The 26,622-nt window shown below is 59.7% G+C and carries 30 protein-coding genes and 1 tRNA gene; 5 read left to right on the top strand and 26 right to left on the bottom strand.

Going from position 1 to position 26,622, the window contains the following annotated elements:
• Window positions 1-488 precede the first annotated feature (488 nt).
• Window positions 489-2,672 (top strand): glycogen debranching N-terminal domain-containing protein, encoded by a 2,184-nt coding sequence (locus WDN46_20465; GenBank protein ID MEJ0095689.1) that lies wholly within the window; start codon window positions 489-491, stop codon window positions 2,670-2,672.
• A gap of 8 nt (window positions 2,673-2,680) precedes the next feature.
• Here the strand turns inward: WDN46_20465 and WDN46_20470 are convergent, their stop codons facing one another.
• Window positions 2,681-3,073 carry a low affinity iron permease family protein gene (locus WDN46_20470; GenBank protein ID MEJ0095690.1) on the bottom strand — a complete coding sequence of 131 codons (393 nt, stop codon included), beginning with the start codon at window positions 3,071-3,073 and terminating at the stop codon, window positions 2,681-2,683.
• Window positions 3,074-3,243: 170 nt separating this feature from the next.
• On the opposite strand from WDN46_20470, the gene WDN46_20475 reads away from it, so the two are divergent.
• Window positions 3,244-3,489 carry a hypothetical protein gene (locus WDN46_20475; protein ID MEJ0095691.1) on the top strand — a complete coding sequence of 82 codons (246 nt, stop codon included), beginning with the start codon at window positions 3,244-3,246 and terminating at the stop codon, window positions 3,487-3,489.
• A 163-nt stretch (window positions 3,490-3,652) separates the two neighbouring features.
• On the opposite strand, the gene WDN46_20480 is transcribed toward WDN46_20475, so the two are convergent.
• The 6 genes from WDN46_20480 to WDN46_20505 all read right to left on the bottom strand — a co-directional run bounded on the left by WDN46_20480 (window position 3,653) and on the right by WDN46_20505 (window position 8,487).
• Window positions 3,653-3,877: a hypothetical protein gene (locus WDN46_20480; protein MEJ0095692.1), complete on the bottom strand. Its 225-nt coding sequence runs from the start codon at window positions 3,875-3,877 to the stop codon at window positions 3,653-3,655.
• A 755-nt stretch (window positions 3,878-4,632) separates the two neighbouring features.
• Window positions 4,633-6,129: a malate dehydrogenase (quinone) gene (gene mqo, locus WDN46_20485; protein ID MEJ0095693.1), complete on the bottom strand. Its 1,497-nt coding sequence runs from the start codon at window positions 6,127-6,129 to the stop codon at window positions 4,633-4,635.
• A 16-nt stretch (window positions 6,130-6,145) separates the two neighbouring features.
• Complete coding sequence (locus WDN46_20490) at window positions 6,146-6,541, bottom strand: cupin domain-containing protein (protein ID MEJ0095694.1); 396 nt, start codon at window positions 6,539-6,541, stop codon at window positions 6,146-6,148.
• 63 nt (window positions 6,542-6,604) lie between these two features.
• Entirely contained in the window at window positions 6,605-6,859 is a 255-nt protein-coding gene (locus tag WDN46_20495) for a hypothetical protein (protein ID MEJ0095695.1), read from the bottom strand.
• A 201-nt stretch (window positions 6,860-7,060) separates the two neighbouring features.
• Window positions 7,061-8,125 (bottom strand): alpha/beta hydrolase, encoded by a 1,065-nt coding sequence (locus WDN46_20500; GenBank protein MEJ0095696.1) that lies wholly within the window; start codon window positions 8,123-8,125, stop codon window positions 7,061-7,063.
• On the bottom strand, window positions 8,122-8,487 hold the full coding sequence (locus WDN46_20505; GenBank protein ID MEJ0095697.1) for a MarR family transcriptional regulator: 366 nt from the start codon (window positions 8,485-8,487) through the stop codon (window positions 8,122-8,124). Before WDN46_20505 ends, WDN46_20500 begins: the two co-directional genes overlap by 4 nt.
• Before the next feature lie 121 nt (window positions 8,488-8,608).
• On the opposite strand from WDN46_20505, the gene WDN46_20510 reads away from it, so the two are divergent.
• Window positions 8,609-8,971: a metalloregulator ArsR/SmtB family transcription factor gene (locus WDN46_20510; GenBank protein MEJ0095698.1), complete on the top strand. Its 363-nt coding sequence runs from the start codon at window positions 8,609-8,611 to the stop codon at window positions 8,969-8,971.
• Window positions 8,937-9,410 carry an SRPBCC family protein gene (locus tag WDN46_20515; protein MEJ0095699.1) on the top strand — a complete coding sequence of 158 codons (474 nt, stop codon included), beginning with the start codon at window positions 8,937-8,939 and terminating at the stop codon, window positions 9,408-9,410. The genes WDN46_20510 and WDN46_20515 overlap by 35 nt, the downstream gene beginning before the upstream one ends.
• Window positions 9,411-9,566: 156 nt before the next feature.
• Here the strand turns inward: WDN46_20515 and WDN46_20520 are convergent, their stop codons facing one another.
• The 7 genes from WDN46_20520 to WDN46_20550 all read right to left on the bottom strand — a co-directional run bounded on the left by WDN46_20520 (window position 9,567) and on the right by WDN46_20550 (window position 13,828).
• Window positions 9,567-9,992 carry a hypothetical protein gene (locus WDN46_20520; GenBank protein MEJ0095700.1) on the bottom strand — a complete coding sequence of 142 codons (426 nt, stop codon included), beginning with the start codon at window positions 9,990-9,992 and terminating at the stop codon, window positions 9,567-9,569.
• Between the two features lie 128 nt (window positions 9,993-10,120).
• The gene (gene cyoD / locus WDN46_20525) at window positions 10,121-10,522 is read right to left on the bottom strand and encodes a cytochrome o ubiquinol oxidase subunit IV (GenBank protein MEJ0095701.1); all 402 of its coding nucleotides are present in this window, start codon (window positions 10,520-10,522) and stop codon (window positions 10,121-10,123) included.
• Window positions 10,519-11,106 (bottom strand): cytochrome c oxidase subunit 3, encoded by a 588-nt coding sequence (locus tag WDN46_20530; protein MEJ0095702.1) that lies wholly within the window; start codon window positions 11,104-11,106, stop codon window positions 10,519-10,521. Before WDN46_20530 ends, cyoD begins: the two co-directional genes overlap by 4 nt.
• Before the next feature lie 20 nt (window positions 11,107-11,126).
• Window positions 11,127-12,295 (bottom strand): IS3 family transposase gene (locus WDN46_20535; protein ID MEJ0095703.1). Its coding sequence is split into 2 segments (ribosomal slippage): window positions 11,127-12,031 and window positions 12,031-12,295, totalling 1,170 coding nucleotides; the frame shifts between segments, so codons are not numbered across the junction.
• Between the two features lie 52 nt (window positions 12,296-12,347).
• Window positions 12,348-12,470, bottom strand: coding sequence for a hypothetical protein (locus WDN46_20540; GenBank protein MEJ0095704.1), 123 nt, complete (start codon window positions 12,468-12,470; stop codon window positions 12,348-12,350).
• Window positions 12,467-13,168, bottom strand: coding sequence for a hypothetical protein (locus WDN46_20545; GenBank protein MEJ0095705.1), 702 nt, complete (start codon window positions 13,166-13,168; stop codon window positions 12,467-12,469). The genes WDN46_20540 and WDN46_20545 overlap by 4 nt, the downstream gene beginning before the upstream one ends.
• 297 nt (window positions 13,169-13,465) lie before the next feature.
• The gene (locus WDN46_20550; protein ID MEJ0095706.1) at window positions 13,466-13,828 is read right to left on the bottom strand and encodes a hypothetical protein; all 363 of its coding nucleotides are present in this window, start codon (window positions 13,826-13,828) and stop codon (window positions 13,466-13,468) included.
• Window positions 13,829-13,880: 52 nt separating this feature from the next.
• Between WDN46_20550 and WDN46_20555 the strand changes: the two genes are divergently transcribed.
• The gene (locus WDN46_20555) at window positions 13,881-14,186 is read left to right on the top strand and encodes a hypothetical protein (GenBank protein ID MEJ0095707.1); all 306 of its coding nucleotides are present in this window, start codon (window positions 13,881-13,883) and stop codon (window positions 14,184-14,186) included.
• Window positions 14,187-14,229: 43 nt separating this feature from the next.
• Here the strand turns inward: WDN46_20555 and WDN46_20560 are convergent, their stop codons facing one another.
• The 12 genes from WDN46_20560 to hisD all read right to left on the bottom strand — a co-directional run bounded on the left by WDN46_20560 (window position 14,230) and on the right by hisD (window position 26,555).
• A complete protein-coding gene (locus tag WDN46_20560) occupies window positions 14,230-14,814 on the bottom strand; it encodes a recombinase family protein (GenBank protein MEJ0095708.1) in 585 nt (194 codons plus the stop codon).
• Window positions 14,815-15,204: 390 nt separating this feature from the next.
• Window positions 15,205-15,609 carry an aldehyde-activating protein gene (locus WDN46_20565; GenBank protein MEJ0095709.1) on the bottom strand — a complete coding sequence of 135 codons (405 nt, stop codon included), beginning with the start codon at window positions 15,607-15,609 and terminating at the stop codon, window positions 15,205-15,207.
• 234 nt (window positions 15,610-15,843) lie between these two features.
• The gene (locus tag WDN46_20570; GenBank protein MEJ0095710.1) at window positions 15,844-16,188 is read right to left on the bottom strand and encodes a hypothetical protein; all 345 of its coding nucleotides are present in this window, start codon (window positions 16,186-16,188) and stop codon (window positions 15,844-15,846) included.
• A 926-nt stretch (window positions 16,189-17,114) separates the two neighbouring features.
• Window positions 17,115-19,982 carry a primase-helicase family protein gene (locus tag WDN46_20575; GenBank protein MEJ0095711.1) on the bottom strand — a complete coding sequence of 956 codons (2,868 nt, stop codon included), beginning with the start codon at window positions 19,980-19,982 and terminating at the stop codon, window positions 17,115-17,117.
• 65 nt (window positions 19,983-20,047) lie between these two features.
• A complete protein-coding gene (locus WDN46_20580; GenBank protein ID MEJ0095712.1) occupies window positions 20,048-20,614 on the bottom strand; it encodes a hypothetical protein in 567 nt (188 codons plus the stop codon).
• Window positions 20,615-20,952: 338 nt separating this feature from the next.
• Window positions 20,953-21,171, bottom strand: a complete 219-nt coding sequence (locus WDN46_20585) for a hypothetical protein (GenBank protein MEJ0095713.1) — start codon at window positions 21,169-21,171, stop codon at window positions 20,953-20,955.
• A 395-nt stretch (window positions 21,172-21,566) separates the two neighbouring features.
• The gene (locus tag WDN46_20590) at window positions 21,567-22,067 is read right to left on the bottom strand and encodes a hypothetical protein (GenBank protein ID MEJ0095714.1); all 501 of its coding nucleotides are present in this window, start codon (window positions 22,065-22,067) and stop codon (window positions 21,567-21,569) included.
• Between the two features lie 74 nt (window positions 22,068-22,141).
• Window positions 22,142-22,217, bottom strand: a tRNA-Glu gene (locus WDN46_20595).
• A gap of 95 nt (window positions 22,218-22,312) precedes the next feature.
• On the bottom strand, window positions 22,313-24,136 hold the full coding sequence (gene recJ, locus WDN46_20600) for a single-stranded-DNA-specific exonuclease RecJ (protein MEJ0095715.1): 1,824 nt from the start codon (window positions 24,134-24,136) through the stop codon (window positions 22,313-22,315).
• Window positions 24,137-24,272: 136 nt separating this feature from the next.
• The gene (locus WDN46_20605; GenBank protein MEJ0095716.1) at window positions 24,273-24,728 is read right to left on the bottom strand and encodes an arsenate reductase ArsC; all 456 of its coding nucleotides are present in this window, start codon (window positions 24,726-24,728) and stop codon (window positions 24,273-24,275) included.
• A gap of 40 nt (window positions 24,729-24,768) precedes the next feature.
• Entirely contained in the window at window positions 24,769-25,257 is a 489-nt protein-coding gene (locus tag WDN46_20610; GenBank protein ID MEJ0095717.1) for a UPF0262 family protein, read from the bottom strand.
• A complete protein-coding gene (gene hisD / locus WDN46_20615; protein ID MEJ0095718.1) occupies window positions 25,254-26,555 on the bottom strand; it encodes a histidinol dehydrogenase in 1,302 nt (433 codons plus the stop codon). The genes WDN46_20610 and hisD overlap by 4 nt, the downstream gene beginning before the upstream one ends.
• Window positions 26,556-26,622 lie beyond the last annotated feature (67 nt).

Consider the following 26,622-nt stretch of genomic DNA (forward strand, 5'->3'; position numbering starts at 1 on the left):
CGTCCGACGTGATCTTGATCCGTCATGCTTCCTCCGTGGCCCAACAATGTAGCCCTCTACGCCGGGAGAGTGCGCCCGGCTCGGAGAGTCAGCCTTAACCACAAAAGAACGCCGGCTCCGCCGGCTGGGCGGCGACCACAGCCCTAACGAACTCGCCGCAGATTGGTTCATTGTGGGGTCGAGAGCTAGCAAGCTGCTCAGATCTAGGCGCAGCCAAGCGGCCGCCGGCATCGCCTTGCAAAGGAACACATAATATTGAACCATCAAGCCGTTCGCATGGCTGATTAAACGGCCGAGGCGGCGGCGAGTTGATCCCGATCTTCAATAACTGCAGAAGCGGCCGCATCGGTTGCGCGCCGCCGCGGGGCCCATTAGTCAGAACGGCGCCGTCGGCGTAGCGTTGGCCGACGCTCGCGCGGGTGACGGACCCTTACGAGCGCTGCGAACCAAGAATGTCGCATTCGGCCGGCTAGAAAAAGGATTTGCGGATGGCGTTCAAGGTTCAGGTTGGCCCGGCGCAGATCGCCATCCATCAAGGGCAGACGGTGCTGGTAACTGAGCCCGACGGGCAGGTAAAGTGGCCCGGCGAACGCGGGCTGTATTTCCGCGACACCAGAGTAATCAGCACCTGGTCTATCTATGCCAACGGCGAGCCGTGGGACCTCCTGAACGGCGGCGCGATTAACCATCACGCGGCGCGCATCTTTCTGACAAACCGCGCCTTCGCGAGCGAGGATGGCCCGATCGCGGCGCGGACGCTCGGCCTGACGATCGGCCGCCACATCGATCGCGGGATGCACGAAGACATCGACATCACCAACAACAGCCAAACCGCGGTGCGCTTCAACCTGGAGATCGCGATCCGCGCCGATTTCGCCGACATCTTCGAAGTCAAGAGCGGCCAGATCGTGCGACGAGGCCGCATTACCACGTCGTGGTCGGACAAACGGCAGGCGCTGCGCATCAGCTATCGCAATAAGGATTTCGTCCGCGAGGCGATTGTTCGCACCGGCGACGGCGATGGCGAGCCGGCGGTTAATACCAACGGGAGACTAAGCTTCGACATCGCGCTGAAGCCCGGGCAAGCCTGGCATCGCTGCTTGATCTACGATTTAGTGGATGGCGAGAAGCGCATCCTGGCGCCGCGGGAATGCACCCATTCCAGCGAGACATCGGACCATGCCAAAAAGATGGATGAATGGCAGCGCACGGTGCTGAAGATCACAACCAGCAACGAGGAATTCTATCGCTGCTATAATCAGGGCGTGCAGGACATGGCTTCCCTGCGGCTGCCGCTGAAAGGCATGGATCGCATGGTGTTCGTGCCCGCCGCGGGGCTGCCTTGGTTCGTGGCGCTGTTCGGTCGCGATACGCTGATCGCCTCGTTGCAGACGATGATTGTCTATCCGGAATTCGCCACCGGCGCGCTGGAGGTGTTAGGTCGGTATCAGGCGACGGAGCGCGACGATTACCGCGATGCCGAGCCGGGCAAGATTCTCCACGAGCTGCGCTACGGAGAGTTGGCTCATTTCAAATTAATCCCGCATACGCCGTATTACGGCACTGCGGACGCGACGCCGCTATATCTCGTGGCGCTGCACGCCGCGTGGCGGGCCACGGGAGACCGCGCGCTGATCGAGCGGCGCTTGCCGAATGCCGAGGCCTGCCTGACCTGGATCGATAAATATGGCGACCGCGATGGCGACGGATTCCAAGAATACCAGACGCGCTCGACTGCCGGTTACGAGAACATGGCGTGGAAAGATTCCGGGGATTCCGTGGTCTATCCCGAAGGCGCGCTGGTGCGCGGACCGAAGGCGCTGTGCGAATTGCAGGGCTATGTCTATGACGCATGGCTGCGCATGGCCGAAATCTACGATGAGCTGGGTAACAAGCGGCGCGCCAATGCGCTCCGCCAGAAGGCCGAGGCGCTGTTCGAGAAATTCAACGAGGATTTCTGGGATGAGGAATCTGGCTTCTACGCCTATGCGCTAGACGGCGAGAAGAAGAAGGTGTTGTCGGTGGCGTCCAATGTCGGGCAGTGCCTCTGGTCCGGAATCATCGCGCCGGAGCGCGCCGGAGTTGTGGTGAAGCGGCTGATGCGCAAGGACATGTGGAGCGGTTGGGGCATTCGCACGCTGTCCGCCGACCATCCCTCTTTCAATCCCTACGACTACCAGACTGGCGCGGTGTGGCCGCATGACAATTCGCTGATCGCGATGGGGATGCGGCGTTACGGGTTTGCCGCCGAAGCAGCCGCCGTAGCGCGCGACATCAGCCGCGCCGCGAGCCATTTTCTATTGAATCAGTTGCCGGAGCTGTATGGCGGGTTGCAGCGCGATCCGACAAACTTCCCGGTGCAATATCTCGGCGCCAACGTGCCGCAGGCTTGGGCGGCGGGCACGCCATTCATATTGTTGCAGGCGATGCTTGGGCTGCAGCAGGACGCGCCGCGGGGCAAGCTGTATGTCGATCCAGCACTGCCGGACTGGCTGCCGGACGTGACGTTGACCGATCTGCGGCTTGGGCGACGGCGCTTCGATATCCGCTTTTGGCGGAACGGCAAGGAGACGAACTTCGAGGTGCTGAGAGGCAGCCGCGATGCGGTGGAGCGAACGAATATAGCTCCGTCCGGGACGGCGAAGCTGCATCTCGCGACCAAGAAGCCGTAGGGCTTGCGTTAATCGATCGCGAGCGCCGGGGACGGCGGCTGCTTAGGTGCTTCGGGGCGATTGTGCTGCTCGCGAAACCGCTCGATGGCCTCATCGGGCAAGCGTTCGATTTGCATGTAACGATTGTCCGCTTTGTCCAGCGCCTTAATGATCTCGTCGAGCTTTGCTTGAACGGCTTGGCCATTGCGAGCTTGCGTGTTCTCGATCAGGAACACCATCAAAAACGTGACGGTGCTGCTGACGGTATTCATGATCAGCTGCCAAGTGTCAGAAAATCGGAAAAAGGGACCCGCGCAAGCCCATACGATGACGAAAATTGCGCTTACGACAATCGTGAGCGGACGGCCGCTAGCTTTCGCGACTTTGCTGGACAGGTCGGCGAACAGCTTATCAGCCACCACTTCAGCCTCCGGCGATGATTGTCCACAAACGCCCTGAACCGGCGCCGGTTCCGAATCTAGCTCAGTCTCCGCGCTATGTGCTTCGGCCCGCCAACGATTGCCTAAAAGAACGGCAACCAAATCGCTGAAACCGGGTTAAGGGTCCCCAAACCAAAAAGGGAGGACCGAAAATGAAGATGCGCAGATTAACCGCGGTCGCGGTCGCTACGCTGTTTTTCGGCGGAGTTGCGATAGCCCAAAACACCGGCGCGGGCGACACCTCGCGCTCGGCGAGCGGTAAAAACGTCAACCCAAGCACCGCCGTTCAAAAGGATCAGGGCCGCTCCGAAAGCAGCGGTGCGGCGGCCGGAGCGCCGGGCGTGGAAGGAAAACCCGGCTCAAAGAGCGGAGCCACGGCAAATCCTTACAAAAAATAGCGCCGGATAATAGCGGGCGTGGCGTCGGAGCCGCTAACAATTGTTTGGCTCCCCGGACGCGAGTGGGCTTCTTGAACTCGGCGCTTTACGGCCCGACTCTTTTTGCCCATCATAACCGGCAGGCGGCGCTTGATAACCGGCAGGCGGCGCTTGGCTTTCGCCCTCAGCTTGGGCCTGAGGTCACGTCCGCGCCCAAGGCAAGCAACTGTTCGACCTCCGACCAGTCTGCGTCAAGCGGCGCTTTTACTTTTATTCTCTCATTGTCGCCGCGCTGCTTGGCGGTTGCGACGACCTTCAGCGCCGCGCCGAACTCAAGCGTTTGAGCCTCCAACCGCGGCTCCGTTCGCAACGCGTCATAAATATCGACAATCCAGTATTGGATCGTCATGTCAGCCTCACTGGCGAGTGCAAGTGCGTGAAATTCAGACGTCAGGCTAACCGCCTTTAGGCGCGACGCAAACGCCATCTTCGCCCAATTGACGAGCGCGCTTAGACACGATTTCGTGAGGCCGTGTGCAATATTCAATGATCCGCAGCCAGGACGCGATGCGCCAGCTGTTCAGGTTCCAGTAGGCGCTCGCCGCGCTCGCGCGGTGGAAAAGTTTTTACATGGCGCGGCTCTCCGCCCCGCCGACGTTCCATGATCCTCCTGGTGACGCCGGCCGCTTACCGCCGGATTGTTTACGACGGCGCGAATGTTCCCGCATTCTACCATATTGCTGATCGCCTTCTGTGGGGCGCGACCGTGTTTCTGGCTTTGGGGCTCAGCGCTGACATTCATGTCGTCGTAGCGAAGATCACAGGAAATGAGCGCGCCGCCGATCTCGCAACGGTCGCAACAGCGCTCTCGCTTTTCGGGCTTTGGCATATTTGGCCGACATGGCGTCGCTTCGCCGATACCCGACGCCCGTCAGCCCCATCGGATTGTTGGAAACCGGCCTCGGGACGTCGGACACGACGAAGGCGGCATCGCTGTTTTTAACCGACCGTGCGCGTCGCGGAGGTTCCAAAGATACCAGGCTACAAACGCCGCTGCGAGAAAATGTCAATACTGGCGTCCGCTCCGCCGCTGCGGCGCGCAACGATCCTTTGGACGAGGTTTGCGCCCCGGGGCGAGCCGCGTTCGCAGCCCCCGCCTTGTGCTCAGACGTTCTCGATCTTCAGCACGGGGGCGGTCTCAGCACGGGTGCGCCGGCAAGCGTCCGCATCCGTCTTGAGGTCGATCCCGTAAGTCGGGATCATTCGCTTGAGGGCGGGCAGCCAGCCACCCTCGGTTAGCCTGTCCGCGAAGCAGCGCTGGAGCACCTCCATGGCGATGAAAGCCGCAGTTGAGGCCCCTGGCGAGGCTCCGAGCAGCGCGACGAGCGACCGGTCGCCGGCAGAGACGAGTTCAGTGCCGAATTCGAGGACCCCGCCCTTATCTGGGTCGGGCTTGATGATCTGGACCCGTTGGCCGGCCACCGCTTCCTTCCAGTTCGCATGTCGCGCGGTTGGGAAGAATTGCTGCAGCATCGCGAACTGGTGATGCGCGCTCTGCAATACTTGCCCGACAAGGTATTCCGTCAGCGTAACGTTGTCCTTCGCCACCTCGAGCAGCGGCACGATGTTGTGCGGCGTGATCGATTTGAACAGGTCGGTCTGCGAGCCGTGCTTGAGGAACTTCGACGAGAAGCCCGCATAGGGTCCGAACAGGAGCGACGTCTTGCCTCCGATCACGCGCGTGTCGAGGTGCGGCACAGACATGGGCGGGGAGCCGCTCGCCGCCTTGCCGTACACCTTGGCGTGATGCCTGCTGGCGACCGCATCGACGTCGCAGCGCAGCCAGATGCCGCTGACCGGGAAGCCGCCATAGCCGCTTCCTTCCGGGATCCCGGATTTCTGGAGCAGGTCGATCGAGGCTCCCCCTGCCCCGATGAAGACGAACTTTGCCAGGACGGAGTCGAGAGTCCCTTCATAAGTGTCGGCGACCGTCACCAGCCAGCGCCCGTCCGCTTGACGATCCAGCGCCACGACCTGCCGATTATAGTGGACCTCAAAGCCCGTCTGGGCGGCGAGCTGCGCCACCAGGAGATGCGTAAGCGCGCCGTAATCGACGTCCGTTCCGGTGATGATCCGCGTCGCCGCGACCGGCTGGGCTGCATCACGGCCTTCCATGATCAGCGGGGCCCACCCCGAGATCGTCGCCCGATCCTCGCTGTACTCCATGCCGTGGTAGCAATGGTGCGCCGACATCTCCTTGTAGCGCGCGCGCAGAAAGGCAACGTTGTCGTCGCCCCATACGAAGCTCATGTGTGGGCAAGGATGGATGAAGGCGCGCGGGTCGGGGATCGCGCCCTTTCGGACCAGATGTGACCAGAGCTGGCGCGAGATATCGAACTCCGTATTGACCTCCAGCGCCTTCGAGATGTCGACGCTGCCGTCCGACCGTTGCGGCGTATAGTTCAGCTCGCAATTGGCCGCGTGGCCTGTTCCGGCATTATTCCAGGCCTCCGAGCTTTCCTGAGCGCAATCCTCGAGCGTTTCGAACATCGCGACCGTCAGCGATGGGTCGAGTTCCTTTAAGACAGAGCCAAGCGTCGCGCTCATGATGCCGGCTCCGATTAGGACGACATCGCGATTGTCATTCGGAAGAAGCGCCATCGTCTCTCCTGTCAGCTCAATTGTTCTTGTGCGCGGGCGTGAACTGGAGGTCGGCGCCGTCATCATAGACCACGTAGGCGCGGCGCCAGGGCTCATCGCCGACGAGGCGCCACTTGTGGCCGCTGCCGCTATTGTCCTGAGCCAGCAAGATATCGCCAGGGCGGATTGTGAAGGTCGCGCCGGATTTCGTTTCGAATTCCAGCGTGCCCGATAGGGTGATGACATAGCGCGGCACCGGGTCCTGGTGCCACGTGAAGGAGCCGCCGGATTTCGTCTCCTGGAAGGAGACCTGCTTCGCCGCGACCCCTTTGCCGACGAAATCGCCGCGCGTCCCTTCGGCGAGCGCGATCGTTCCTTCCTCGAACAGCGAATCGCCATCCGGGCCTGTCCACATCCTGACGCATCGGATCATCCGTTCCCCTCCTCCGGCAAGCCTCGCGCGCAGCCGGCGCGCCGAATCGCGCCAGCCGCTTAGTCAGGTCAGATTGTCGGTTACAAGTTCCCAGACATCGTCGATGCGACCAGCGAGCACAGCCTTGGCTGAGTAAAGCGCAGTTCCAAAGGCCTGATCAAGTCCGATCTTCGGCGGCATGACGAGCTGCATCCGATCGGTGAACACATCCAGCAACGCCGGCCCCGGAGCCGCTATCCAGTCTCGGACGGCGGCCTCCCGCCCGCTCCACCCGTTGCGCGTGAATCTGTCGCCTGACATCGGCGACTTTTTAGCCATGTCCATTCTGCGTGACCTACGAAAGCGACGATTTGCCGCTTGCTTTGCATGACTTTGTGCCGACGCCCTTCTCCATCGTCAAGAATTATTTTGATGGATCCCGGGCTTCAGGTCGTCGCGGTCGGCGGCGAGTCAAACACTGTGCGCGGTCCGAAAACTGCGAGCAGAGGGCCGCGCTAAAAGCGAGCTGAATGCGGGAGCTCATGACAGCATCGCCTTGGCCACTTGCGCGGGCTCATCCGCTTGTAGCCAATGGCCTGCTGGTATGACGGTGAGGGCTGCATTTTTCAGCTGAGACCGGCGCCGCTCAGCCACGGCCACCGTGATGTAGGGATCGAATTGTCCCCAGATCAACTTGACCGGGATATCCAAGGTCTTGAGCACCGTCAGATGCTTGGCGTTCCGGGCGTGTTCATCGAAGAATTGCGCCGCCAGCTGCACGAAGGCCGGACCAGCGCTGGGCTGAGCGATGAAATTTTTACTAATCAGCGGACCGATGAAACCACTGAAATGGGGTTTTTGCGCTTCGGGTAAAGGATCCAGGAATTTCCTCTGCTGCCATTGCAGCAGCCAGCCAAACTGTTCAGAGCTCTGAGCGATCGCTATCGCCAACGCCTGCATGCTCCGAGTCGCAAAGAGCGTGATCATCTCGGGCCACAGCACCGTTGAGTCCTCGCGATAGGCCGAGTTGAGCATGACCACGGAAGCGACGCGGTCGGGATGGGCGAGCGCGTAGTTGAGCGTCGCCATCCCCGAAGAATCGTGAGCGACCGGGACGATCTTCGCCAGGTCCAGACTGTCGACCACCGCTTCAAGGTCACCCAGTTGCTGGTCGAAACCATAGGTCGCGCCCGCGGGCTTATCCGAGTCGCCGAAGCCGAGGAAATCGAACGTCACCACGCGCCGTCCGCTGACGAGCAAATAGGGAACCAGATCGTCCCATATGTGCAGATTGTCGGGGAAGCCGTGCATGAGCACGAAGGCAGGGCCAGCGCCTTTGTAGTCACGCGCGTAAACTCTTCCCTGCTCTCGCGGGACATAATGCTCGACGAAGGATGATTGACCGTCCGGGACGTTATCGCTTCTCGATTTTGCTGAAACTTGCGTCATGTCGCGCTCTCCTAGCTCTAAACTCCATAGGCAACATTGCGGATAAATGCTTATGCTGTCGGCTTCGGATTCATGATCCGGTTCGCGATCTCCGTTACGGCGACCACGCCGTCCTTGCCGAGCAACGCCTTGGCTTGCGCTTGCGCGACCCGTCATGCCGGCGCCGCTTTGAGGAGCAAATCCTTGCCCGCCTGCGTCAAGACAATTGGCCTTCGTCGGCCATTTTTTTTATCCTGAATCTCCTCTACCCAGCCTTCGGAAAGAATGATCTTGAGGTTTCGGGTCAGGGTCGATCGATCCCGGCGGTGATAGCGCCCAATGTCCGCACGGGTTGCAGGTTCTATTTCCGAGATGATCACGAGCGATGCGAACTGAGGCGAAGCGATTCCAAACGGCCGAAGCTCTTCGTCGTAAATGGCTGTGAGGACTCTCGAGATCAGGCGCGTTCGCATAAGCATGCAGGCGCCGCTTATCTCGGCGATTACGTTCTCACGCCCAACCGGTCCCTTATTCTTCATCACGATAAAACTAATGTTGCATATACAATAATATATCAAGCTTGGTCTAGCAATCTCGAGATCACTTAGCCGAATGGCTTACTAACTTGACAAAGGATGAGATATGCAGTCAGTTAGCTAAATGGCTAACCTTGATAGCGTCTTTCACTCCCTGTCGGATGGCACCCGCCGTGCGGTCATAGCGCAGCTTGCTAACGGCCCAGCCAGCGTCGGCGAGCTTGCGCGGCGTCATCGCATGGCCCTGCCCAGCTTCATGAAGCATATCCGCGTGCTTGAAGCGAGCAAGATGGTCACGTCCCGCAAGGTTGGTCGCGTTCGCATGTGCCAGCTGCGCCCTAATGCGCTCACAGCGGCGCAAGGCTGGATTGAGAGGAAGCGTCGCGTTTGGGAAACGCGCCTCAATCAACTGGATTCCTTCGTCGAAACGCTTGCCGCAAAGGAAAATACAGATGAACAAAAGCGACGATCTCGATCTCCTCCTTGAGCGCACTGTAAGGGCCAGTCCGGCCCAACTCTGGCGCGCATGGACAGAACCTGAGTTGCTGAAACAATGGTTCGCGCCCAAGCCGTATGGCGTGGCCAAGGCCGTAATCAATCTTGTAACGGGCGGCGAGTTCAACATTGTGATGCGTTCGCCGGAGGGGAACGCATTTCCGGAAAAGCCCGGGTGCATCCTTGTCGTGGAGCCGCAACGCCGCTTGATCTGGACTGATGGCCTCGGTCCGTTGTTCCGGCCGAACGCCGAAGCCTTCATGACCGCGGAAATCACGATGGAGCCGGCGACTAATGGCGCGCTCTATCGCGCGCTCGTGCGCCATAAGAGCGAGCAGGATCGGGCAAAGCACGAAGAAATGGGATTCTTCCAGGGATGGGGCGCTTGTCTAACTCAGTTGGAAGAACTTGCCGGACAAATCCGCCCCTGAGCTGCAACGGGTCAATGCATCTCAGAGAGAGCTTCATCGCCGAAAGAGTACAGCGGGCAGAGAAAGTAGTCAGGGGCGAAGATTGACGTCCCCGCGCGCAAGGTCATCCGACGCTCGCGCGTTAGGGCGCAAACGGTTGTCGCTCGCTCCTTACGATTACGGCGCGACGAAGCGGATGACGAAGACCTGTCCCGCGATGTTGGCCGCCAAGCGCGGCGTGAATTGGAGCGGCAGGCAGGCATCGAGCGCCTTAAAGATGGACTCGGCGATCGCCTCAGCGCTCGAATTGTTCGTTGGCTTCACATAGTTGACCCTCGGCTTGCCGAAGATCGAACCGTCGCGTCTAAAACTCAACTGGACGGTGACTTGATCACCGTGTTGCGGCGCTCGCCAGCAAGCCGCGATCGAAGGTCCGACTTCCGGCGCAAGATCGACCGGACCGCTGCGGCGCTCGTCTGTCGTTACGATGATCTGGCTCGAATAATAGGAATAGACCAGCATCGCCCTTGCCTCGGTGCTGAGGGCCGCGAGCGCGGCGACTGCGAACAATCTGGCGGCATTCCGCGAGGTTGCGAGCTTCAACTTTCGACGCTCCATCGGGCCGGAATCGGCCAAAAGCCGCCGTTGAACCCCGGGCTAATTTTGTGAGGACGGGCTTCACGCGCGCCAACATGGCTGCAGCCGCAAGGAGACTGAGTCAAGACACGCCATCACGGCTGCGAGTGCATATCCATCATGTCGCTCGGAATCATCATATTCACATTAAGGTGGTACATGATCCACGACGAGCCCGCGATGACTATTCCGACGATCAGTACGCCGAAGGCGAGCGCTAGCGCATTATTGGCGTTGTCCGGCCCAGTGGTGATGTGCAGGAAGAAGGCGAGATGCACGCCCATCTGCGCGATTGCCAGCGCCGCAAGCGCCATCTGGACGCCCGGCGCATAGAGGAGGCTTGTGCCGCTCGCGACCCAGAACGAGCCTATTGTGAGTCCGGCAGCGAGCAGAAGCCCGATAAGATAATTTCGCACGCCCTCCGCGATGGTATGCTCGCCGGGATCGCCCGGGGCCGCATCGACGTCCCAGTCCTGCGCGTGACCATGTTCACTCATGTGACCGTCCCCAAAAGATAGACGTTGGTGAAGATGCCGACCCATATGATGTCGAGCGCGTGCCAAAACAGCCCGAAGCAGAGGCCCCGCCGCATGATATCGGCGCGGAATCCTTTGGCCCAAAACTGCGCCATCATCGTTCCTAGCCACAGCAGGCCAATCGTCACGTGCAGTCCATGGAGACCGACCAGAGCGAAAAATGCCGAAAGAAAGCCGCTGCGATCAGGACCCGCGCCTTCCGCCAGCATTCTCGCGAACTCGTTGACTTCAAGCCCGAGGAAACCCAGTCCCAGAAGCCCGGTGACTAAATAGCCAACCTGGGTCCAGACTATGTTGCTCACTTTGCTCGCAAGCGTGGCCATGCCGCAGGCGAAACTCGAGAGCAGGAGAAAGGCGGTTTCAAACCCGACGAATCTCGTGTCGAAGAGCTTTTCCGGCGTCGGACCGCCCGCTGTGGCATGCGAAAGCACGGCGTATGCTGCGTAGAAGCCAGAGAACAGGATGAAGTCGGAGAGAAGGAAGATCCAGAAGCCATAGGCCGTGATGATGCGTTTCGACGCTGGCCCCTTATGGCCTGCCCCCATGGGGTGATCCAGTTTGAATGTTAGTGCATTGTCGGCCCTGGCGCTATTGCTGGCGTGGCGGGCGAAGCTGGTCCGGATTGCGAAGCCGGCCATTGCAGGGTCTCCGGGGCTGGCGGCTTGTAGCCCAGCGATGAGTGCGGGCGCACGGTGTTGTAGTGGCGTCGCCATCGCTCAATGACGACCTTCGCCTCCTTGAGAGTGTAGAAGATTTCACCATTCAAAAGCTCGTCGCGCAGCTTCGAGTTGAAGCTCTCGCAATAGCCGTTCTCCCAGGGACTGCCCGGCATGATGTAGGCGGTCTTCGCGCCGACGGCGGCAATCCAGTCACGCAACGCCTTGGCGATGAACTCCGGGCCGTTGTCGGAACGAATGTGGACCGGAACCCCTCGCAAGATGAAGAGGTCCGAGAGAACGTCGATGACGTCCGCTGCCTTCAGCTGCCGGTTAATCCTGATCGCGATGCATTCGCGGGTAAATTCGTCGATGATATTCAGCATGCGATATTTCCTGCCATCATGAGTGCGGTCCTCGACGAAGTCATAGGACCAGACGTGGTTGGGGCATTGCGGGCGCAGCCGGACGCACGAGCCGTCATTGAGCCAGAGACGCCCGCGCTTGGGTTGTCTGGCCGGAACTTTCAGCCCCTCGCGTCGCCAGATCCGCTCGACCCGTTTGACGTTGACCTTCCAGCCTCGCTCCCACAACATCGCCGTGATGCGGCGGTAGCCATAGCGGCCGTACTGGATGGCGAGCGCCGTGATGTCGGCGATCAATGCCGCTTCGTCATCGGGCTTGGTCGGAACCTTGCGCTGCGTGGAGCGATGCTGACCGAGAACCCGGCAAGCGAACCGCTCGGAAACGCCATGTTCGGCGATCACATGCTCCACGCAGGCGCGACGACGCGCGGAGCTCAGAAGTTTCCCGAGGCAGCCTCTTTCAGGATCAGCTTCTCAAGCGTCAAATCGGACACCGCTCGACGGAGCCGCGTATTCTCCGCCTCCAGCTCCTTCAGCCGCTTCACCTGATCGCCCTTCAGGCCGCCGTATTCCGACCGCCATCGATAGTATGTAACTTCCGTCACCCCTATCGAGCGGATCGCCTCCGCGACCGGTCGCCCTTGCGCGCTAAGCACTTCGACTTGCCGTAGCTTCGCGACGATCTCTTCCGCCTTGTGTCTTTTCCTCGGCATTGCGCAGTCCTCCATCAGGCTCATAAGCCCATACTTCACGGAGGATCACTTTTCAGGGGGCAGACCATTCTCGCGTGTTCATGTGCGATACGGCTTCGAGCTCTTCGAAGTCCCGCGCACGCATTTTTAGCGCGACGTCGTAGACGGCTTGAGGCAGATCAATTTCAAGTTTCATTTTATGGCCGCCTTACAATCGTTAAGGCCAAGCGCGTCCATGAGACTTTGCATGAACGGCGATAGCTTCGGAGGGGTTTGTCGCTGCGCCCAAAGGAGCTTCATATCCGGGTATCGGTCGTTCCACTGCCGGCGGTCGAGCTCAGCCTGCGCGGCAGCGAGTTTGAGTTTCGAATTTAGGCGGACCGCCAGCCGCGCATTAATGATGACTTCCAGTTGGGCGCGGAGCACTTTCACGAGCGCCAAACTATGCGGATACGTCGCCTCCGCCATCCGACAAATGCGCTCGTTGGCCGCCAGGTCGTACGCGCTATATTCGTGATAAGCGGGAGCGGCGGGACCTCCGATGAAGTGCGTCCAGCAAAGAACAAGCGCTTTGAGATTGGCGAAGCCGGACTCGAGCGCTGGCTCGTAGCTCTCGTCAAGTTCCGCCGCGACAACTGGCCGTATCCTGCCGAGCAGTTCGATGATTTCTTCGTAATCGGTGTGCTCGCCCACTTTTCGGTCGGAGGCGTCCTGAGGGATGCGCGGCCCCGCTGAATGCTCGATGATCGCGTCGACCGCTTCAGCGAATGCCTCAATCGGCGTCGCGCAGCCTTGGACTGCTTCGAGCTTCGCCTTCGTGAGCCGCTGCCCCTCGTTGAGATTAAGCGCCCGCGTCAGAGCGCGCATGAAGGGGGTGTGCATTGAACTGTCCATTTGCGCCTCTTTCCTGTGGTCGCTCGCGTACTGAGCGTACGTTTGGATAGGCGAAAAGTCAAGCGCAAGGCCCGAGGCAAATAAAAAGCCCGAGCGTGCGCTCAGGCTTGAATGAAGGGGCAGTTTCCAGCTCGGCGAAATTTTCTTCCCGCGCGCCCAGCGGAATTCGCCGGCCTTGTCGGACCGTGGGCGGAGGGTGGCCTGGCCCTCGCGGCCGCCGCGTGGCAAGCGACTCGATCGCCGGCGGAGGTTGGACGCGCCTACGGGCGACGGCGCTCCCACGCACCATTGCCGCCCTCAGGCGGCGCGAGCGCGGCGTTTGTCCATCAGCGCAAACTGCCTTCGCCATGCTTTACATGCGCGGTCCTCTCGGCCCTCGTCCTCCATTGCAGTAAGGAGCTCGGCGTCTAGGCGCTCATGCTCGGCACGCCCGGCCGCCGCCCCGTCGACGCCAAACTCTTGAACAAAAGTAGCGTCAAAGGCGTCACGACACAATTTAGCAAGCCTCGGGGCGGCGAGCATCCAGGGTGGGCCCTCGAATAGAGACTGCAGCTCATTCCGCACGCAGAACCGTTCATAGGATTTGGCGGCGTATTTGACGCTCTTAATTTCAGTCATCAATGCCCAATAGTCACGCAGTTGATACTCAGCTCTGCTCATTTTTAGCTATCCTCGTGCTGGTAGATCTCAATACTTTAAGCGAAATATTAGAATGTCAAGCCTAGTTGTTTTTAAAATGGCAATTTACGGTCAAACGAAACCTACCACCAACCTACATTTTGGTTGTAGGTTGGCCTACGTTGTTCACTCTAGAAGATTTTATGCTATTGATGTGCATAATGAAGTGATTTTAGCGCCTACCTGTGAGACCTACACTCCGCCTACAGTTGACCTACATTATTTTCTCCTAAATTTATTTGTTGCCGTTGCTCCTTTCGCTCCAGTTCAAGCCTTCGGCGACCTGAACGCGCCGTTCGGGCGCGCCGTGATGCTTATTGCCTCGCTGACAGGCGGTTGAGTTGCGAGGGCTTCGCGCTTCCTCGCGGCGGACTGTGTGCCGCTCACATCAGCCGGTAGACGTGTTGCCTCGAAATCCCGAGAGCTTTTGCGATAGCGCTGGCCCCCATGCCCTCGGCCTTCATCTGCTTCGCCCGATCGGCGTCGGTCGTCGCTGGCCGTCCCCGATACTTCGAAGGATCATTGGCCTTTGCGTGCGCAATTCCCGCGCGCTGGGCTTCCCTCGTCGCTTCTGCCTGGGCTTCGCCCATCGCGGCCATGAAACCGATCAGCGCATCGCGCACGGCTTTCTGCATTGGGTCCGTAATCACCCCGTCGAAAGTCATGCTGTTGATCACGGTTTTGACGATAACACCCCGCGCCAAGAGCTCGCGGATCGTTTTAGTCACGTCCGCATAGTTCCTCCCGAGCCGGTCAATCCAACGCACAATCAGCACGTCTCCGGGGCGCAATACATCGAGGACGCGGCGCCCTCCCGGACGGTCTGCAAAGAGCGTGTTCACGCCCGAGACGCCCTCGTCTTCGATCGTTCGGTCGATCTTGAAGCCAGCTTGCTCGGCTTGCTGGCGTTGCAAGCAAACGGTCTGATCGCTTGTGCTCACACGGGCGTAAAGGATGGTCTGGCTCATGGCGTCTCTCGTCGCATTAGGATGGTGTAACCATCACATATCGTCGCATATGCTCATAGTCAATCCTAATGCGACGTTTTTCCGTGTTTTTGTCACGTCGCGAGAGGGCATGCCCTAATATGACACTTACCGGCAGCGTGACGCCGGCGCGGTTGACATCGAAGATTGCGAGCGGATTGGGGTTGGACGCGCCAGGGCCGATCGGGGCTTGGGTTCACCGGCGCCATGAAGTAAGCGATAATCCGCCAAATGCTTGGCTACCATCGCGGATCGGTCTAGTGGCCAAAATCTGACATTGTATCCAAGGGCGAGATGTTCGCTCGCGCTCAATTCGCGGCCGTTCAAGACCGACCGGCACTCGGTACAAAGCGGTCATTCCGAACCCGCACATCAGCCAAGGATCCGAGCCTCCTGCACATAGCCGAAGGCGCCCTTGCCCGACCAAGCCCGTCCGTCAGGATAGCGCAATTCTGTTCCGGCGAGGGCCTTCTCATCCGCAAGGCGCACATTGACGCCCATCTGGCTGTTCCCGAACTTCGATATGGCGCTTGCGGTTAAAGTGAAATGTGTCGTTGAACCACAATCTGCACAGAAATGGATTTCTGCAGCCGGGTCTTCCTTGTCTTCCCGGCTATATCCCTTCGTCGTTCCCACGACGCTGACTTCCGAGGGATGGAAATAGGCCCAGCGGGCGCCCGACTTTCTACAAAGAGTGCAGTTGCACTCGTTGATGAAGTCCGGTCGCTTTGGGATTTCGATGCGGACCTGGCCGCAAAGGCAGGAGAGCTTCAACATTCCCAAGTTATATCAGCAGAGCCGATCGCCTGGTAGAGTCCGTTCGATTTCCCACACTGATTACGCTTCCAGCTCGGCTGCGCCAGGATACCAAGCGCCAGGTTTTCACCACTAGCGCGGCGGTATAAGTCTTCGCGCCTCAAACCTCATATCCGCGGCGGCGAGGGAGGCGATCCCCAATGCTGTTCGCGCCGCCTCGCTCCCAATTAGCGCGCGCGCCCATCGGTAGCTCCCTCACTCAAACGCGTCGACCTCATCCTCGTCCGGCGCGCCGCGCTCGGCCCGCGGAGCGCTGGAGGTTGTCGGCGCCCTTTGATGGCGACGGACAATCCGGTTTAGTTCCTCCGCAGTTAATTCCGACAAAGGCTTGTCATCGGCCGCGGCGTCGGTCTTGTCGAACAGTCCCGCCGCCCTGAAAATTGATGTCGCGGCAGTCGCGCGCGCCGGCGCCGGGGCTTTTGGATCATTGCAGACGGAGCGCAAGGCGGCGAAGGCCTCTTCGGCGCCTTCGCGGCGAATGAGCTGGCGGAGATCGGATAAGGCCTCAGCCGGCGAAGTGTGGGATGGTCTCTTTGTCATGGGAATAACTCTCTCAGTTTGGCGGTGGAAATCGGGACGGGTTTAGAAGGGTTAGCGGACTCCGCTGAAGCAAGGAGCTCCGCTTTGGGCGCACGGATAGGGTTTTTCGTCTTCTGTGGCTCCGCCGGCGGCGCTATCAATTCCTGGACCCATTTGGCTTGCTCTCGCGCTTTGCGAGTCCGAATGCGCGGCGCCGCTGGTCCGGGCGTCATGACGCGCTTTGCGAATTGATGATCGTATCGCGCGCGTTGCTCCGGCGTCATCGCAGCAAGTTTTTCCGCGCGGGCTAAGGCCCGTTTCTTCTGGCGCTTTGCAACAACGCGCTCTTTGCGCATCGCAGCTTCTATCGGCGTCCCTGGCCCCGGATATTGGACCTTGTGCCAGTCTTTCCCTTTAGGCGTCTTTCCACCATGGAGGCGGCACCGGCCGTTGGGAAATAAAACGATCTGTTGGCAAGGCTCGCCGTCGCTCCTGCGGCGGGCGCCGCAACGCGCGCCGGAGGCTACCCGCTCGGCATTGATTTTCTTCATGAGCTCTGAGCAGCGCTTTCGCCAGGCCGGCGAGCGGCTGTGTGCGAGAAGCTGATCCGTCCTACCTGAAAATGCCACGTGCGCGCCCCGCTGCTATTCTAGAGAAAAGAAAACCCGGACTTATTTGCTGATCGTCAGCGAGCCATCGCTCTCTGCATTCGGGTTTGCTGCAAGTGCCAAAAACTGGCCTGTCCGGGCGTCCAGGGTGGACAGGCATTTTTGGTCATTTCCTATTTACGTGTGTGTCTGCGTGTTTTTTCCGGTATCGTTCTAAAATCGCATTAGAAAACCTATTATTCAGTATTCTCTTATTTTGATCGGACAGATTGGACACCTTGGACAACGTTGATTTCGTTATAGATATTCCGTCCGAGGTCCGTCCGGGTAGTCCGACCTTCAAGACGGATTGTCGTGCCAATCCACTTTCTGGCCGATAAATTTATCGAACTCGGTCCGACGGTCGTCCAACGAACCCAATCGAAGCATCCGTCGCCGGACGCCCTGGCTCTCCCGTACCTCGAGCAAGCCGGGCGCCATTCTCTTTATAGCTTTCCAAAAGGCGTTATCTTTCGCCGGATATTGGACGTGTTCTTTTCGGGCGTATTGACGGTAGGCGTCGATCAAGTCTGGTTTTGCAATTTCCGGCTGCCAATCATTGAAGTGGTCGATCCGACCGGCATCCAGACACTGGCGCCAAAAGGCTTCGTGGCTTTCGAGGCCCTCCATTATCTGGTCGCGCCCTGCTTCGGTCTTAGGCGCTTCGCGCACGTCGACGGCCCTAAGATCGACTTGCATCAAGTGGTGCATGAGCGCGCCCAAACCGCCTTTCCTATCTCGTTCGGCAGCGAGCGCCGAGAAATATGCGGTATCTTGCCTCTTCGCACCGCTTAGTTCGAAAACGGCGTAGCGGCGTTCTCCGGGCGTCGCGGGCACAATCCAATTGCTATTCGAGGTCATGAGCACCCGCGTGCAACTCGGGACCTCATAGGTGTCGATGCCTTTTTGCTCAATCCTAATAGTGGGCGCTGTAATCAGGTCTTTGATCACGCCGTCGGCTCTCTTGTCCCCGGCCCAAAAGGCTTCCTCCGCCTGGACAAGTAGCGCTTGTTTCAAGTGCGCGTTAAATCGTCCAGTCAGATGATCCGGCCTTGCGAGCTTCACGTGGTAAGCGGGGAACAGTGCGCCGATGGTCTCACCCACGATCGACTTGCCATCGCCCTTTCCGCCCTGAAGGACGACTGCGGTGCCAGGCTTCTCCCACGGCCTTTGGATCAAATGGGCAAACCACCCAATTAGCCATTTGAACAGCTCGCTGTCGCCCCGACAAACAATGTTCTCCAAATGCCAGAGTAGGAGCTCGCAACTCGCATGCGGGTCGGGTTCGACGGCAAACCCATGCCAAAGATTGTACACCGTGTCTGGCGCTCCCCTCGGATTGAAATCGACTTTTACATATCCGCGACGCGAAGGGTGTTCCATCCAATGTTTCGAAACGGAGATATGACGGCCGCCGATGAGCAGCTTTCTATTGGCGTACCAACGATGAAAGCTCAGTTCGTCCCCGAAATCCGAGGCGACGACACGCCCGTCGGCGTCGCGGTCCTCGGTAAGGAGCATGGTTTTTCCCCCATTACGGACGACGGCGTGCCTTTCATTGAGTTCTGCAACGGCTCTCTCGGTCTCGTCGAGCACAGCCTCGGACTTCGAACAATCAACCTTTGCGGCCTCTGAAATTTTCGCTGTAACGTCGAAATCTTTGAACACCTCGCGGATGCTGGCCCTTTCGATGCCGCTGCCGATCTGCTCCGAAAGCTTTTCGATAAAAACGTCTTTATCAGTCGGTCCGAAGTGATGGCGCGCGTTCATACTCGCGCCTGCCTCGCCGCAGTGCTTTTTCACCATTTTTAAAACGTAGCTGGCGCCGAGGATAGGTTTTTGCACGCTATCCCACACATGTTCAACGAAACCAGGCTTTTGAGCTCCTGGCCAGCGATCGGCCCATTTCTCGACGGCATCTAAGCCGCGAGCCGGGTCTTCGGCGTAGGCACCCTTTACCGCGAAGACGATATTGCGAAAGTCTTCGTAGTCTGGAAACTGCCCGTCGTTTGGGAGCATCGCCATGATTTCGTCGAGCAGGTCCATATCGGCCGTGTCAGCATCTCTGGCATCGGTGGGGTCGGCGTGCGCGGCGTCACTGGCGTCAATGTCGGCGTAGACAGGCAGCGGGTCTGAGGCCCATGGATCACAGGGCTCGCCCTCTATCACGCGCGAGAGAGGCTGCGGGCCGGCTTCAGGGCGGCGCGGCAGATAGAAGAAACGGTTGAGGTTTTCGCAGGCTTTATCATAATTGAAGCCGAGCATTGCAGCTGTGGCGCGATACGCGCGCTTCCACGCGACTGTTGCTGTAGCTAGCCCTCGATGGTCGGCTCTCGACCAGGGCTTCGCTAGCGGGATCACAACACGGAACCTAGCGCAGGTCTTGCCTTTCTTCTCTAGCATGTGGTTGTAGGTCGTGCAGACGACGCCGCCCAAACCGTTCTTCTCTAGGCTCTCGACGATTTCTTCGAACGTCAATTCGCCTTCATCGAGATCGTAGCTCAGGCAGCTGAGGGTCTCCATAGCCTCGGCAAACAACCGATGTTCGAGCGTTTTGGAGCGTGTTTTTTTGTCTTCGACTTCGGTCATGCCAAACGCGCCAAGAGCAATGCAGCTTCCTTTCTTTTCGCCGCGCTGGTGTTCCGACAGGAGCTCATAAAGCTCGAACAGGGTAACCTCTTTGGCGACGTGCCAAGACGTTGTCACACCCACGTGTGTGCCGATCGTGACTGTGACCTTGTCAGGCATCGCGTATCTGTGCGCTGCTGACGCCGGCATTGGGTGTTTCGCCACCGGTGCCCGGCTGCTCGGCGAGGCAGTCTCTGGATCGTCGCTTACCGCCTGTACGCCATCTAAAGCCGCGGCCCGTTCGGGCCCGGGCTCGGGCTTATTCCCATCCAGAGTGCCTGAGGACAATGCGACCAGCGCGTTGCGGGCTTCTAACGTGACTGGCCAGCCCTTGAGCGCGGCTTGAACGCAGGATTTGGAAAGACCGATGGTTTCGGCGATAACCATGTTTTTTGCGCCGTTGTCGTCGCCATCCATGAGCTTGCGCTTAGCGATGAAGAATGCACTCAGCGCTGTCGCCTGAGGCTCTGTTAGGCGGACATGCGAGGATGGGTCCCTGCGCGATGGGACCGGCTCGACAGAGGCCGGCGCGGCGCCCATTCGCTCGGCGAGATAATCACCGAAATTCTTGCTGCCATCATCGTTTCGGGGTATACCGTGTGTGTTCATTTCATCGTCTTTCGATTTGACGGCTGCCCGAGTTCCCGCTCCTCGAGCGGCGCCTCGCACAGAGCGGTCATGACGCACTGCGCCCTCTCCGCAAGATAGGTGCTGCGCAGCAGCCCTACATGCGTCTCGAGAAGCCAACGCTTCGTCTTGCGGATTTTATCCACGGACACGACACCGCCGAGCCGATCGAACACGCGCAGAGCTGCTTCACGTTCGCTGACGCCCGCGCCGCCCATCCCACCTTCAGCATGGAACAGGGCTGCTAGGACAGAGCGCTCGAAGAACGGCGCACGCGGCCGGCCGCGGCGGCGCGTCTTTCGGCTGCTTAGGAAATCGACGCTTCCGAGAAGCGCAAACTTCATGGAAGCCAGGAGAAATCCGTCGGCCTGCGAGTCCCCTGTAAGGGGAACGCCTATCTTCTCTAGATTTACGGTCGCCCATTCCGTTAAGGCCGGCTCAGTTAGTAACGCGTCGATTGGCTCCGGCGCCTCTTCGATGCGCTGCACGGCCAGCGGCAGAACCAATTTGCGCCAAGGCTCTGAATATCGACGCGGCCTGCTCATGGCGCCGCCGTCGTGTCGGCAAAAGTCAGCGCCGAGACGCTCATTTCAGCTTCCTCGCCGCGGCTTCGGCCACGCGCCGCACACGCCTTGCGCTGGGCAGCGGCGGCATTTTGCCCCGCAGACGACGGGATCCGCCCCCGGGCAAGTCTGTCGAACGCACGTACGACCCATCTGGTTTTGTGCAGACAACAAAGGCGCCATGGATATGGCCGACCGACATTGATGCAATCGCCCGCGCAGTGGCACTTAGCATTGGCGCTTCCGAAACGCCCGTCTTTACCGCGAGGCTTTGCACTTCCGGCAACGGCTCGCATCGCGGCGCAGAATTGTCGCAGAGGCTATTCGGACGCATGAACGCCTCCTTTGGAGATGACGCGGCTACGCTCGATTGCCGTTACGAGCAGGTCGGATGCCTTCGCAAAGGCTGTCTCGAATTTCGAGATGTCTTCCGGCGAAAGCGCTTCGCGGCGAAATATTTTGTCTCGAAGGCGAAAGTCGCCGGCAAGCTCGGCGGCGTGCAGCGAAATGCTGCGGAGGAGATCGTTGCGGCGGCTCATTGCACGCGCCGATCAGCGAGCGCCGCGGCTCCCGAGCCGGCAAAGGCGGTCACGATGATGCGCCCGCGCATTTTGCCAGGAACGCGTCCACATCAACTTTTCGGATTAAGGTGCGGCCGCCGATGCGAGTACGCGGGAGCTTCCCGTCTCGTAGCAACCGCCAAACGCCCGCTTTCGAGATGCGGAGGTAAAATGCTGTTTCTTCAACTGCCAAGACGCCGGGCTGCGGAGCCGGCGCGGCTTTATAATGTGCAAAGGCGTGAGTCATGTTTGTTTCTCGCTAGACCGTTTGATTGGTACTGAGCGAGAGTCTAAATGCGATGGACGAGCAAAAAGAGCTGGAAAATAGGGCGTACTTTTTGCTCGACTCGGAAACGCCGGGGCCTCAGCCCTTTCTAATCTTCTATGGGTTCGAAAAAACGTATGGCTTGTCGCGGACCGGCCACAGCCCGCGCCTTTTTGTATGCTCTTCGCACCGACTCTGGGGTCATAGGTTTAGGGGTTCTGCCGTTACCCAAAATCGGCGGGTTTTGCTTGCTGAGTTTTACTGCCGCGGCCTCCCACACCCCCGGCGGAAGTTCGCCAGGATCGTCTTCACCATAACTGACCAGAAAGCTGTCTACCGCGTTGATGATCGCGTCTTCCCGCCCTGGATTGCGGGGCCTCTTGGCTGCGAGCAACTCCGTCGCGCCCAGCAGCGCCACGAGTAATTTCCCCGCCTCGGTCTTGCGTTTGACGGCTAACCAAACCCGCTCCGGCTGAAGGTCAAACTCCGTGGCGAGGCGCTTGATTGCAGCTTCAAGGTCGGAAGGGCAGAAGAGGCCACGGCTTGCTCGCTTCAGTGCTTCGCCCGGCACCGGATCGCCGGCGTTTGTTTTAAACGGTGGTTTTTCCACGCTTAACCCCCGCAACGATTACAACAACGATTTGCCAAGGGGAGCGAAATTCGGGGCTAACCCCCTGTTTTCGTTGGCGCGCCCAAGGGGAATCGAACCCCTGTTTTCGCCGTGAAAGGGCGACGTCCTAGACCGCTAGACGATGGGCGCAAGTGCTGGAAACTCGTTTTTTTTCAAATATCGCCGCCCCAGCCGTCGGACGTATAAAGGGCGATCGCCGCACTGGCAAGTTCCCCAATCAGTTTTCATATCGGACGCTGGCCCACGGGGCGGGCGAGGTCGAGCAGACGCAATTGCACGCGTTCTTTGCCGCCCCAATTGTCCAAAGCCAAGGTTCCGGCAAGATGAACCATAGCTCCCCGGCTGGCTTGGAGCGCTTTCCCCAAAGGCTGGGCCGCTGCCCGAAAAGCTATTCCATCGATTTTTGCGCCATCACCCGCGTGCCCGCGCAGCCGCACATGGCCATTGCCAACTTCCGAAACATCGACCAGGCGGTGCGCCGGCAGAACGAAAACGGGTTCGGCGTTACCCGCGCCATAGGGACCCGCCCGCTCCAACGCCGCCATTAAGGCTGGATTCGCGCCCGCTGCGGTGAGCGCTGCGTCGATCAACAAGGATTGCCCCGCGCGGCTTCCGGCGACCGCCTCGGCAAGCCTTGCTTCAAGAAAGGCGCGGAAATCATCGACTCTCTTGGGTAGAATCGTAATGCCGGCCGCCATCGCATGGCCCCCGCCTTTGATGAGAATGCCCGCTTCCACCGCCGCTCGCACGACGCGTCCAATGTCTACGCCAGGGATCGAACGCCCCGATCCCGTCCCGATCCCTCCCACATCGGAAAAAGCAATCGCAAAGGCGGGGCGGTGAAATTTATCCTTTAGCCGCGAGGCGACAAGCCCGACTACGCCGGGGTGCCAGCCCTCCGCCGCCACCGTGACGACGGCGCCAACCTCATCGAAGCCAAGGCTCGCCAAGGCTTGCGCCTCCGCCTCCTCGAGCGTCCCGCTCTCCAACGTTTGACGATCGCGATTGAGACGGTCGAGTTCTTCGGCTATACGGCGCGCCTCGAGAGGGTCTTTGAGGCTGAGCAGCCGGGCGCCGAGCGCAGCGTCGCCAATGCGACCGCCCGCATTGATGCGGGGACCAATCAAAAAACCGAGATGATAGGGTTTTGGGGGCCCATCCGCCTTGGCGATGTCAAACAGCGCCGTCAGTCCCGGCCGCCCGCGCCCGCGCATAACCGCAAGCCCTTTGGTGACGAAAGCGCGATTCAACCCGGTCAGGGGGGCGACATCGGCGATCGTCGCCAGCGCCACCAGATCGAGCCCTGCAAGAAAATCGGGCGGCGGCCGCAAGCTCGAGAAAAAGTCGCGTTGCCTCAGAACGCGATTGAGCGCGACGAGGGTCATGAATACAACGCCGGCGGCGCAAAGTTGGCCAAGACCCGAAAGATCATCCTGGCGGTTCGGATTGACGACAATGGCTTCGGGGAGAATTTCCGGCGCCTGATGATGGTCGAGCACGATTGGGTCGAGGCCAAGCCGTCGCGCTTCGGCGAGCGGCGCGTGACTCATCGTGCCGCAATCGACCGTAATCAGAAGTTTGGCGCCCGCCGCGGCGAGGTTTCGGATCGCTTCGACATTAGGCCCATAGCCTTCAAAAATCCGATCCGGAATATGAATGAGGCATGGAGCGCCGCAAGCAGCGAAATAATCGGCGAGCAGCGCGGCGGAGGCCGCGCCATCGACGTCATAATCACCGAAAATCGCGATCGTATCGCCGCGTTGGACTGCGTCCGCAATCCTTGCCGCTGCGGCGTCCATATCCTTCATTGCATTGGGGTCGGGGAGGAGCCGCCGCAGGGTCGGATTGAGGTGGCCTTCCGACGTCTCGGGGCTTATCCCTCGCCCGGCGAGAACGCGCGACAGAAGATCGCCATGGCCATGCAATTGCGCAATCGCCAGCGCGCGCGCCTGACCGCCCTCATCAAGCCGATCCCGCCACGGGCGTCCGAGGACAGAGCGCTCGACGCCAAGAAAAATGCGGTTTTGGGAGGCCAGCGATTCGCTCATGCCTGATCTTAACGGCGAAGGCGCGAGAGCGCGAGCGCGTTGAAGAAATGGCGACCCCAAAGCGGCGAACGCTCCGAGCCGGATTTTTTGTCGTCGCCTTTCGGACGAGGGAGGGAGTCTCGCCCTGGTCCAGGCCTCACAAATTCCCCATCGGCCGGTAGTCCAGCAGTTTCTCTATCCGCTGCAACAATCCATCACGGACATTTCGATAGGCTTCAAGAACGCGCTCGCGCGAACCCTCCACCGCCGTCGGATCGAGGGTTGGCCAATACACGACATCGACCGCTAGCGTGCGGGTAAATTCCAGCGCCTTATGATGGGCTTCCGGGGACAAGGTGATGATGAGATCGAAAGAAGCGTCTTCTAAATCCTCGAAGGTGTGCGCGCGATGCCTGGTCATGTCGATGCCTAGCTCGTCCATCGACGCGATGGCGAAAGCGTCGCTCTCGCCGCGTTTAACTCCAGCCGACGCGAAATAAACGTCAGTTCCGAAAAAATGCTTTCCCAGAGCCTCCGCTATCGGGGAGCGCACCGAATTGTGCGTACAGGCAAAGAGTACGGATTGCGGGCGGTCCTTAACCCCGGCCTTCATCTCGGCGGCGCCTCGGCGTCCCCTAGCAAAGGCATGGATCCTAGCCCTTCCAATGCAATGCGGCGACAAGCGTAAAAATGCGCCGCGCCGTATCGATGTCGCAATCGATCTTGCCTTGCAGCCGCTCGACGAGAATTTGCGCTCCTTCGTTGTGGAGGGCCCGGCGCCCCATGTCGATGGCCTCGATCTGGCCGGGCATGGCCGTTCTGATCGCGGCGTAATAGCTCTCGCAAATAAAGAAATAGTCTTTGAGGAGGCCTCGCAACGGCGTCAACGACAGAATATGCGCGATCAGCGGCGTGTTGTTTTCATCCGCGATTTCCAAGACGAGCTTGGCATCCTGCAGGGCAATCTTTAATGCATAAGGACCGGAGTCATGCCCCGGCAAACCAAAGCAGTTTTCCTCGAGCAGATCATAGATCGCGATCTGGCGTTCATGCTCTTTGTCAGCCGTGCTGCGGCCGATCGACGCCTCGTCCAGGGTCACCGACACAAGACGGTTGCGAGGGTCTGGATCTGGTTCGCTCATGACGAACGATTATCGAGCCGAAACGCCACGGAGCGCGCATGCGCGTCCAATCCTTCAGCCTGCCCCAGCGTCACCGCGGCAGGTCCGAGCGTCGCCAGACTTTCGACGGTGCACTTTAGAATCGATGTTTTTTTCATGAAGTCGAGCACATTGAGACCGGATGAAAATCGCGCGGATCGCGCCGTCGGCAAGACGTGATTTGATCCGCCGACATAATCGCCGATGGCCTCAGGCGTGTAAGCGCCAATAAAAATAGCGCCCGCATTTCGAATGCCCTGACTCAAAGCGTCGGCATTTGCCGTAACGATCTCGAGGTGCTCAGGTGCCAGTCGGTTAGCCAGCTCTATGCTGTCTAGAAGCTCCGGCACAAGAATGATCGCCCCGAAGTCTCGCCAGCTCGCTTCAGCGATCTCCTTGCGCGGAAGTCTCGATAATTGCCGCTCGACGGCCGCCTCGACGGCGTCGGCGACCCCTTCGTCGTCGGTAATGAGAATCGACTGCGCCGCGACATCGTGTTCCGCCTGCGCAAGAAGATCAGCGGCGAGCCAGTCGGGGTTTGCGTCTTTGTCTGCTATAATCAGAACTTCAGAAGGTCCCGCGATCATATCGATTCCAACGGCCCCAAAAACCCGCCGCTTGGCGGCAGCGACATAGGCGTTGCCCGGGCCGACGATTTTGACGACCGGAGCGATTGTTTGCGTTCCATAAGCCAGCGCCGCGATCGCCTGAGCGCCGCCGACGCGATAGATTTCATCGACGCCCGCTATTTTCGCCGCAGCAAAAACCAGCGGATTGATTTTGCCGTCGGGCACCGGCACCACCATGACAACGCGATCGACCCCCGCGACTTTGGCTGGCGTCGCGTTCATGAGCACCGAGGACGGATAGCTCGCCGTACCGCCGGGAACGTAGAGGCCGACCGATTCGACGGAACTCCACCGCCAGCCAAGTTCAACCCCAAGCGCATCGACAAAGCGCTCATCGCGCGGGCGTTGTCTTTCGTGAAACGTCACGATTCGTTGATGCGCCAATTTGAGCGCTGCAAGGGCCTCCGGCTGGCAGAGGCCGAGCGCTGCGTCAATTTCCGCCGGCTCAACGCGCAAACCGAGCTTTTCCAGATCAACTCTATCAAATTTTCTCGAATAACCGATAAGGGCGGCGTCGCCTGTCGCGCGGACCTCCGCGATGATTGCTTGCGCCGCCTGATCGACGTCTGCCGCCGCCTCTCTTTTCATGGACAGGAGCGCTCTGAATGAAGTGGCGAAATCCGGGCTCCGCGCATCCAGCCTCAACGGCATATCGTCTCCTCACACATCCAAAGCGTCAACGTCGGCTCCTGTTAGCTGTCTCGGCGCGGGCTGGCAA

It is taken from the genome of Methylocella sp., assembly GCA_037200525.1.
Lineage (GTDB): Bacteria > Pseudomonadota > Alphaproteobacteria > Rhizobiales > Beijerinckiaceae > Methylocapsa.

What these genes read in the sequence shown, in the direction of transcription:
- WDN46_20465 (MEJ0095689.1), top strand. Translation starts at nt 489, where the DNA reads ATGGCGTTCAAGGTTCAGGTTGGCCCGGCGCAGATCGCCATCCATCAA.
- WDN46_20475 (MEJ0095691.1), top strand. Translation starts at nt 3,244, where the DNA reads ATGAAGATGCGCAGATTAACCGCGGTCGCGGTCGCTACGCTGTTTTTC.
- WDN46_20480 (MEJ0095692.1), bottom strand. Translation starts at nt 3,877, where the DNA reads ATGACGATCCAATACTGGATTGTCGATATTTATGACGCGTTGCGAACG.
- mqo (MEJ0095693.1), bottom strand. Translation starts at nt 6,129, where the DNA reads ATGGCGCTTCTTCCGAATGACAATCGCGATGTCGTCCTAATCGGAGCC.
- WDN46_20490 (MEJ0095694.1), bottom strand. Translation starts at nt 6,541, where the DNA reads ATGATCCGATGCGTCAGGATGTGGACAGGCCCGGATGGCGATTCGCTG.
- WDN46_20495 (MEJ0095695.1), bottom strand. Translation starts at nt 6,859, where the DNA reads ATGGCTAAAAAGTCGCCGATGTCAGGCGACAGATTCACGCGCAACGGG.
- WDN46_20500 (MEJ0095696.1), bottom strand. Translation starts at nt 8,125, where the DNA reads ATGACGGGTCGCGCAAGCGCAAGCCAAGGCGTTGCTCGGCAAGGACGG.
- WDN46_20505 (MEJ0095697.1), bottom strand. Translation starts at nt 8,487, where the DNA reads ATGAAGAATAAGGGACCGGTTGGGCGTGAGAACGTAATCGCCGAGATA.
- WDN46_20510 (MEJ0095698.1), top strand. Translation starts at nt 8,609, where the DNA reads ATGGCTAACCTTGATAGCGTCTTTCACTCCCTGTCGGATGGCACCCGC.
- WDN46_20515 (MEJ0095699.1), top strand. Translation starts at nt 8,937, where the DNA reads ATGAACAAAAGCGACGATCTCGATCTCCTCCTTGAGCGCACTGTAAGG.
- cyoD (MEJ0095701.1), bottom strand. Translation starts at nt 10,522, where the DNA reads ATGAGTGAACATGGTCACGCGCAGGACTGGGACGTCGATGCGGCCCCG.
- WDN46_20530 (MEJ0095702.1), bottom strand. Translation starts at nt 11,106, where the DNA reads ATGGGGGCAGGCCATAAGGGGCCAGCGTCGAAACGCATCATCACGGCC.
- WDN46_20540 (MEJ0095704.1), bottom strand. Translation starts at nt 12,470, where the DNA reads ATGAAACTTGAAATTGATCTGCCTCAAGCCGTCTACGACGTCGCGCTA.
- WDN46_20545 (MEJ0095705.1), bottom strand. Translation starts at nt 13,168, where the DNA reads ATGGACAGTTCAATGCACACCCCCTTCATGCGCGCTCTGACGCGGGCG.
- WDN46_20550 (MEJ0095706.1), bottom strand. Translation starts at nt 13,828, where the DNA reads ATGAGCAGAGCTGAGTATCAACTGCGTGACTATTGGGCATTGATGACT.
- WDN46_20555 (MEJ0095707.1), top strand. Translation starts at nt 13,881, where the DNA reads ATGTCAAGCCTAGTTGTTTTTAAAATGGCAATTTACGGTCAAACGAAA.
- WDN46_20560 (MEJ0095708.1), bottom strand. Translation starts at nt 14,814, where the DNA reads ATGAGCCAGACCATCCTTTACGCCCGTGTGAGCACAAGCGATCAGACC.
- WDN46_20565 (MEJ0095709.1), bottom strand. Translation starts at nt 15,609, where the DNA reads ATGTTGAAGCTCTCCTGCCTTTGCGGCCAGGTCCGCATCGAAATCCCA.
- WDN46_20570 (MEJ0095710.1), bottom strand. Translation starts at nt 16,188, where the DNA reads ATGACAAAGAGACCATCCCACACTTCGCCGGCTGAGGCCTTATCCGAT.
- WDN46_20575 (MEJ0095711.1), bottom strand. Translation starts at nt 19,982, where the DNA reads ATGGGCGCCGCGCCGGCCTCTGTCGAGCCGGTCCCATCGCGCAGGGAC.
- WDN46_20580 (MEJ0095712.1), bottom strand. Translation starts at nt 20,614, where the DNA reads ATGAGCAGGCCGCGTCGATATTCAGAGCCTTGGCGCAAATTGGTTCTG.
- WDN46_20585 (MEJ0095713.1), bottom strand. Translation starts at nt 21,171, where the DNA reads ATGAGCCGCCGCAACGATCTCCTCCGCAGCATTTCGCTGCACGCCGCC.
- recJ (MEJ0095715.1), bottom strand. Translation starts at nt 24,136, where the DNA reads ATGAGCGAATCGCTGGCCTCCCAAAACCGCATTTTTCTTGGCGTCGAG.
- WDN46_20605 (MEJ0095716.1), bottom strand. Translation starts at nt 24,728, where the DNA reads ATGAAGGCCGGGGTTAAGGACCGCCCGCAATCCGTACTCTTTGCCTGT.
- WDN46_20610 (MEJ0095717.1), bottom strand. Translation starts at nt 25,257, where the DNA reads ATGAGCGAACCAGATCCAGACCCTCGCAACCGTCTTGTGTCGGTGACC.
- hisD (MEJ0095718.1), bottom strand. Translation starts at nt 26,555, where the DNA reads ATGCCGTTGAGGCTGGATGCGCGGAGCCCGGATTTCGCCACTTCATTC.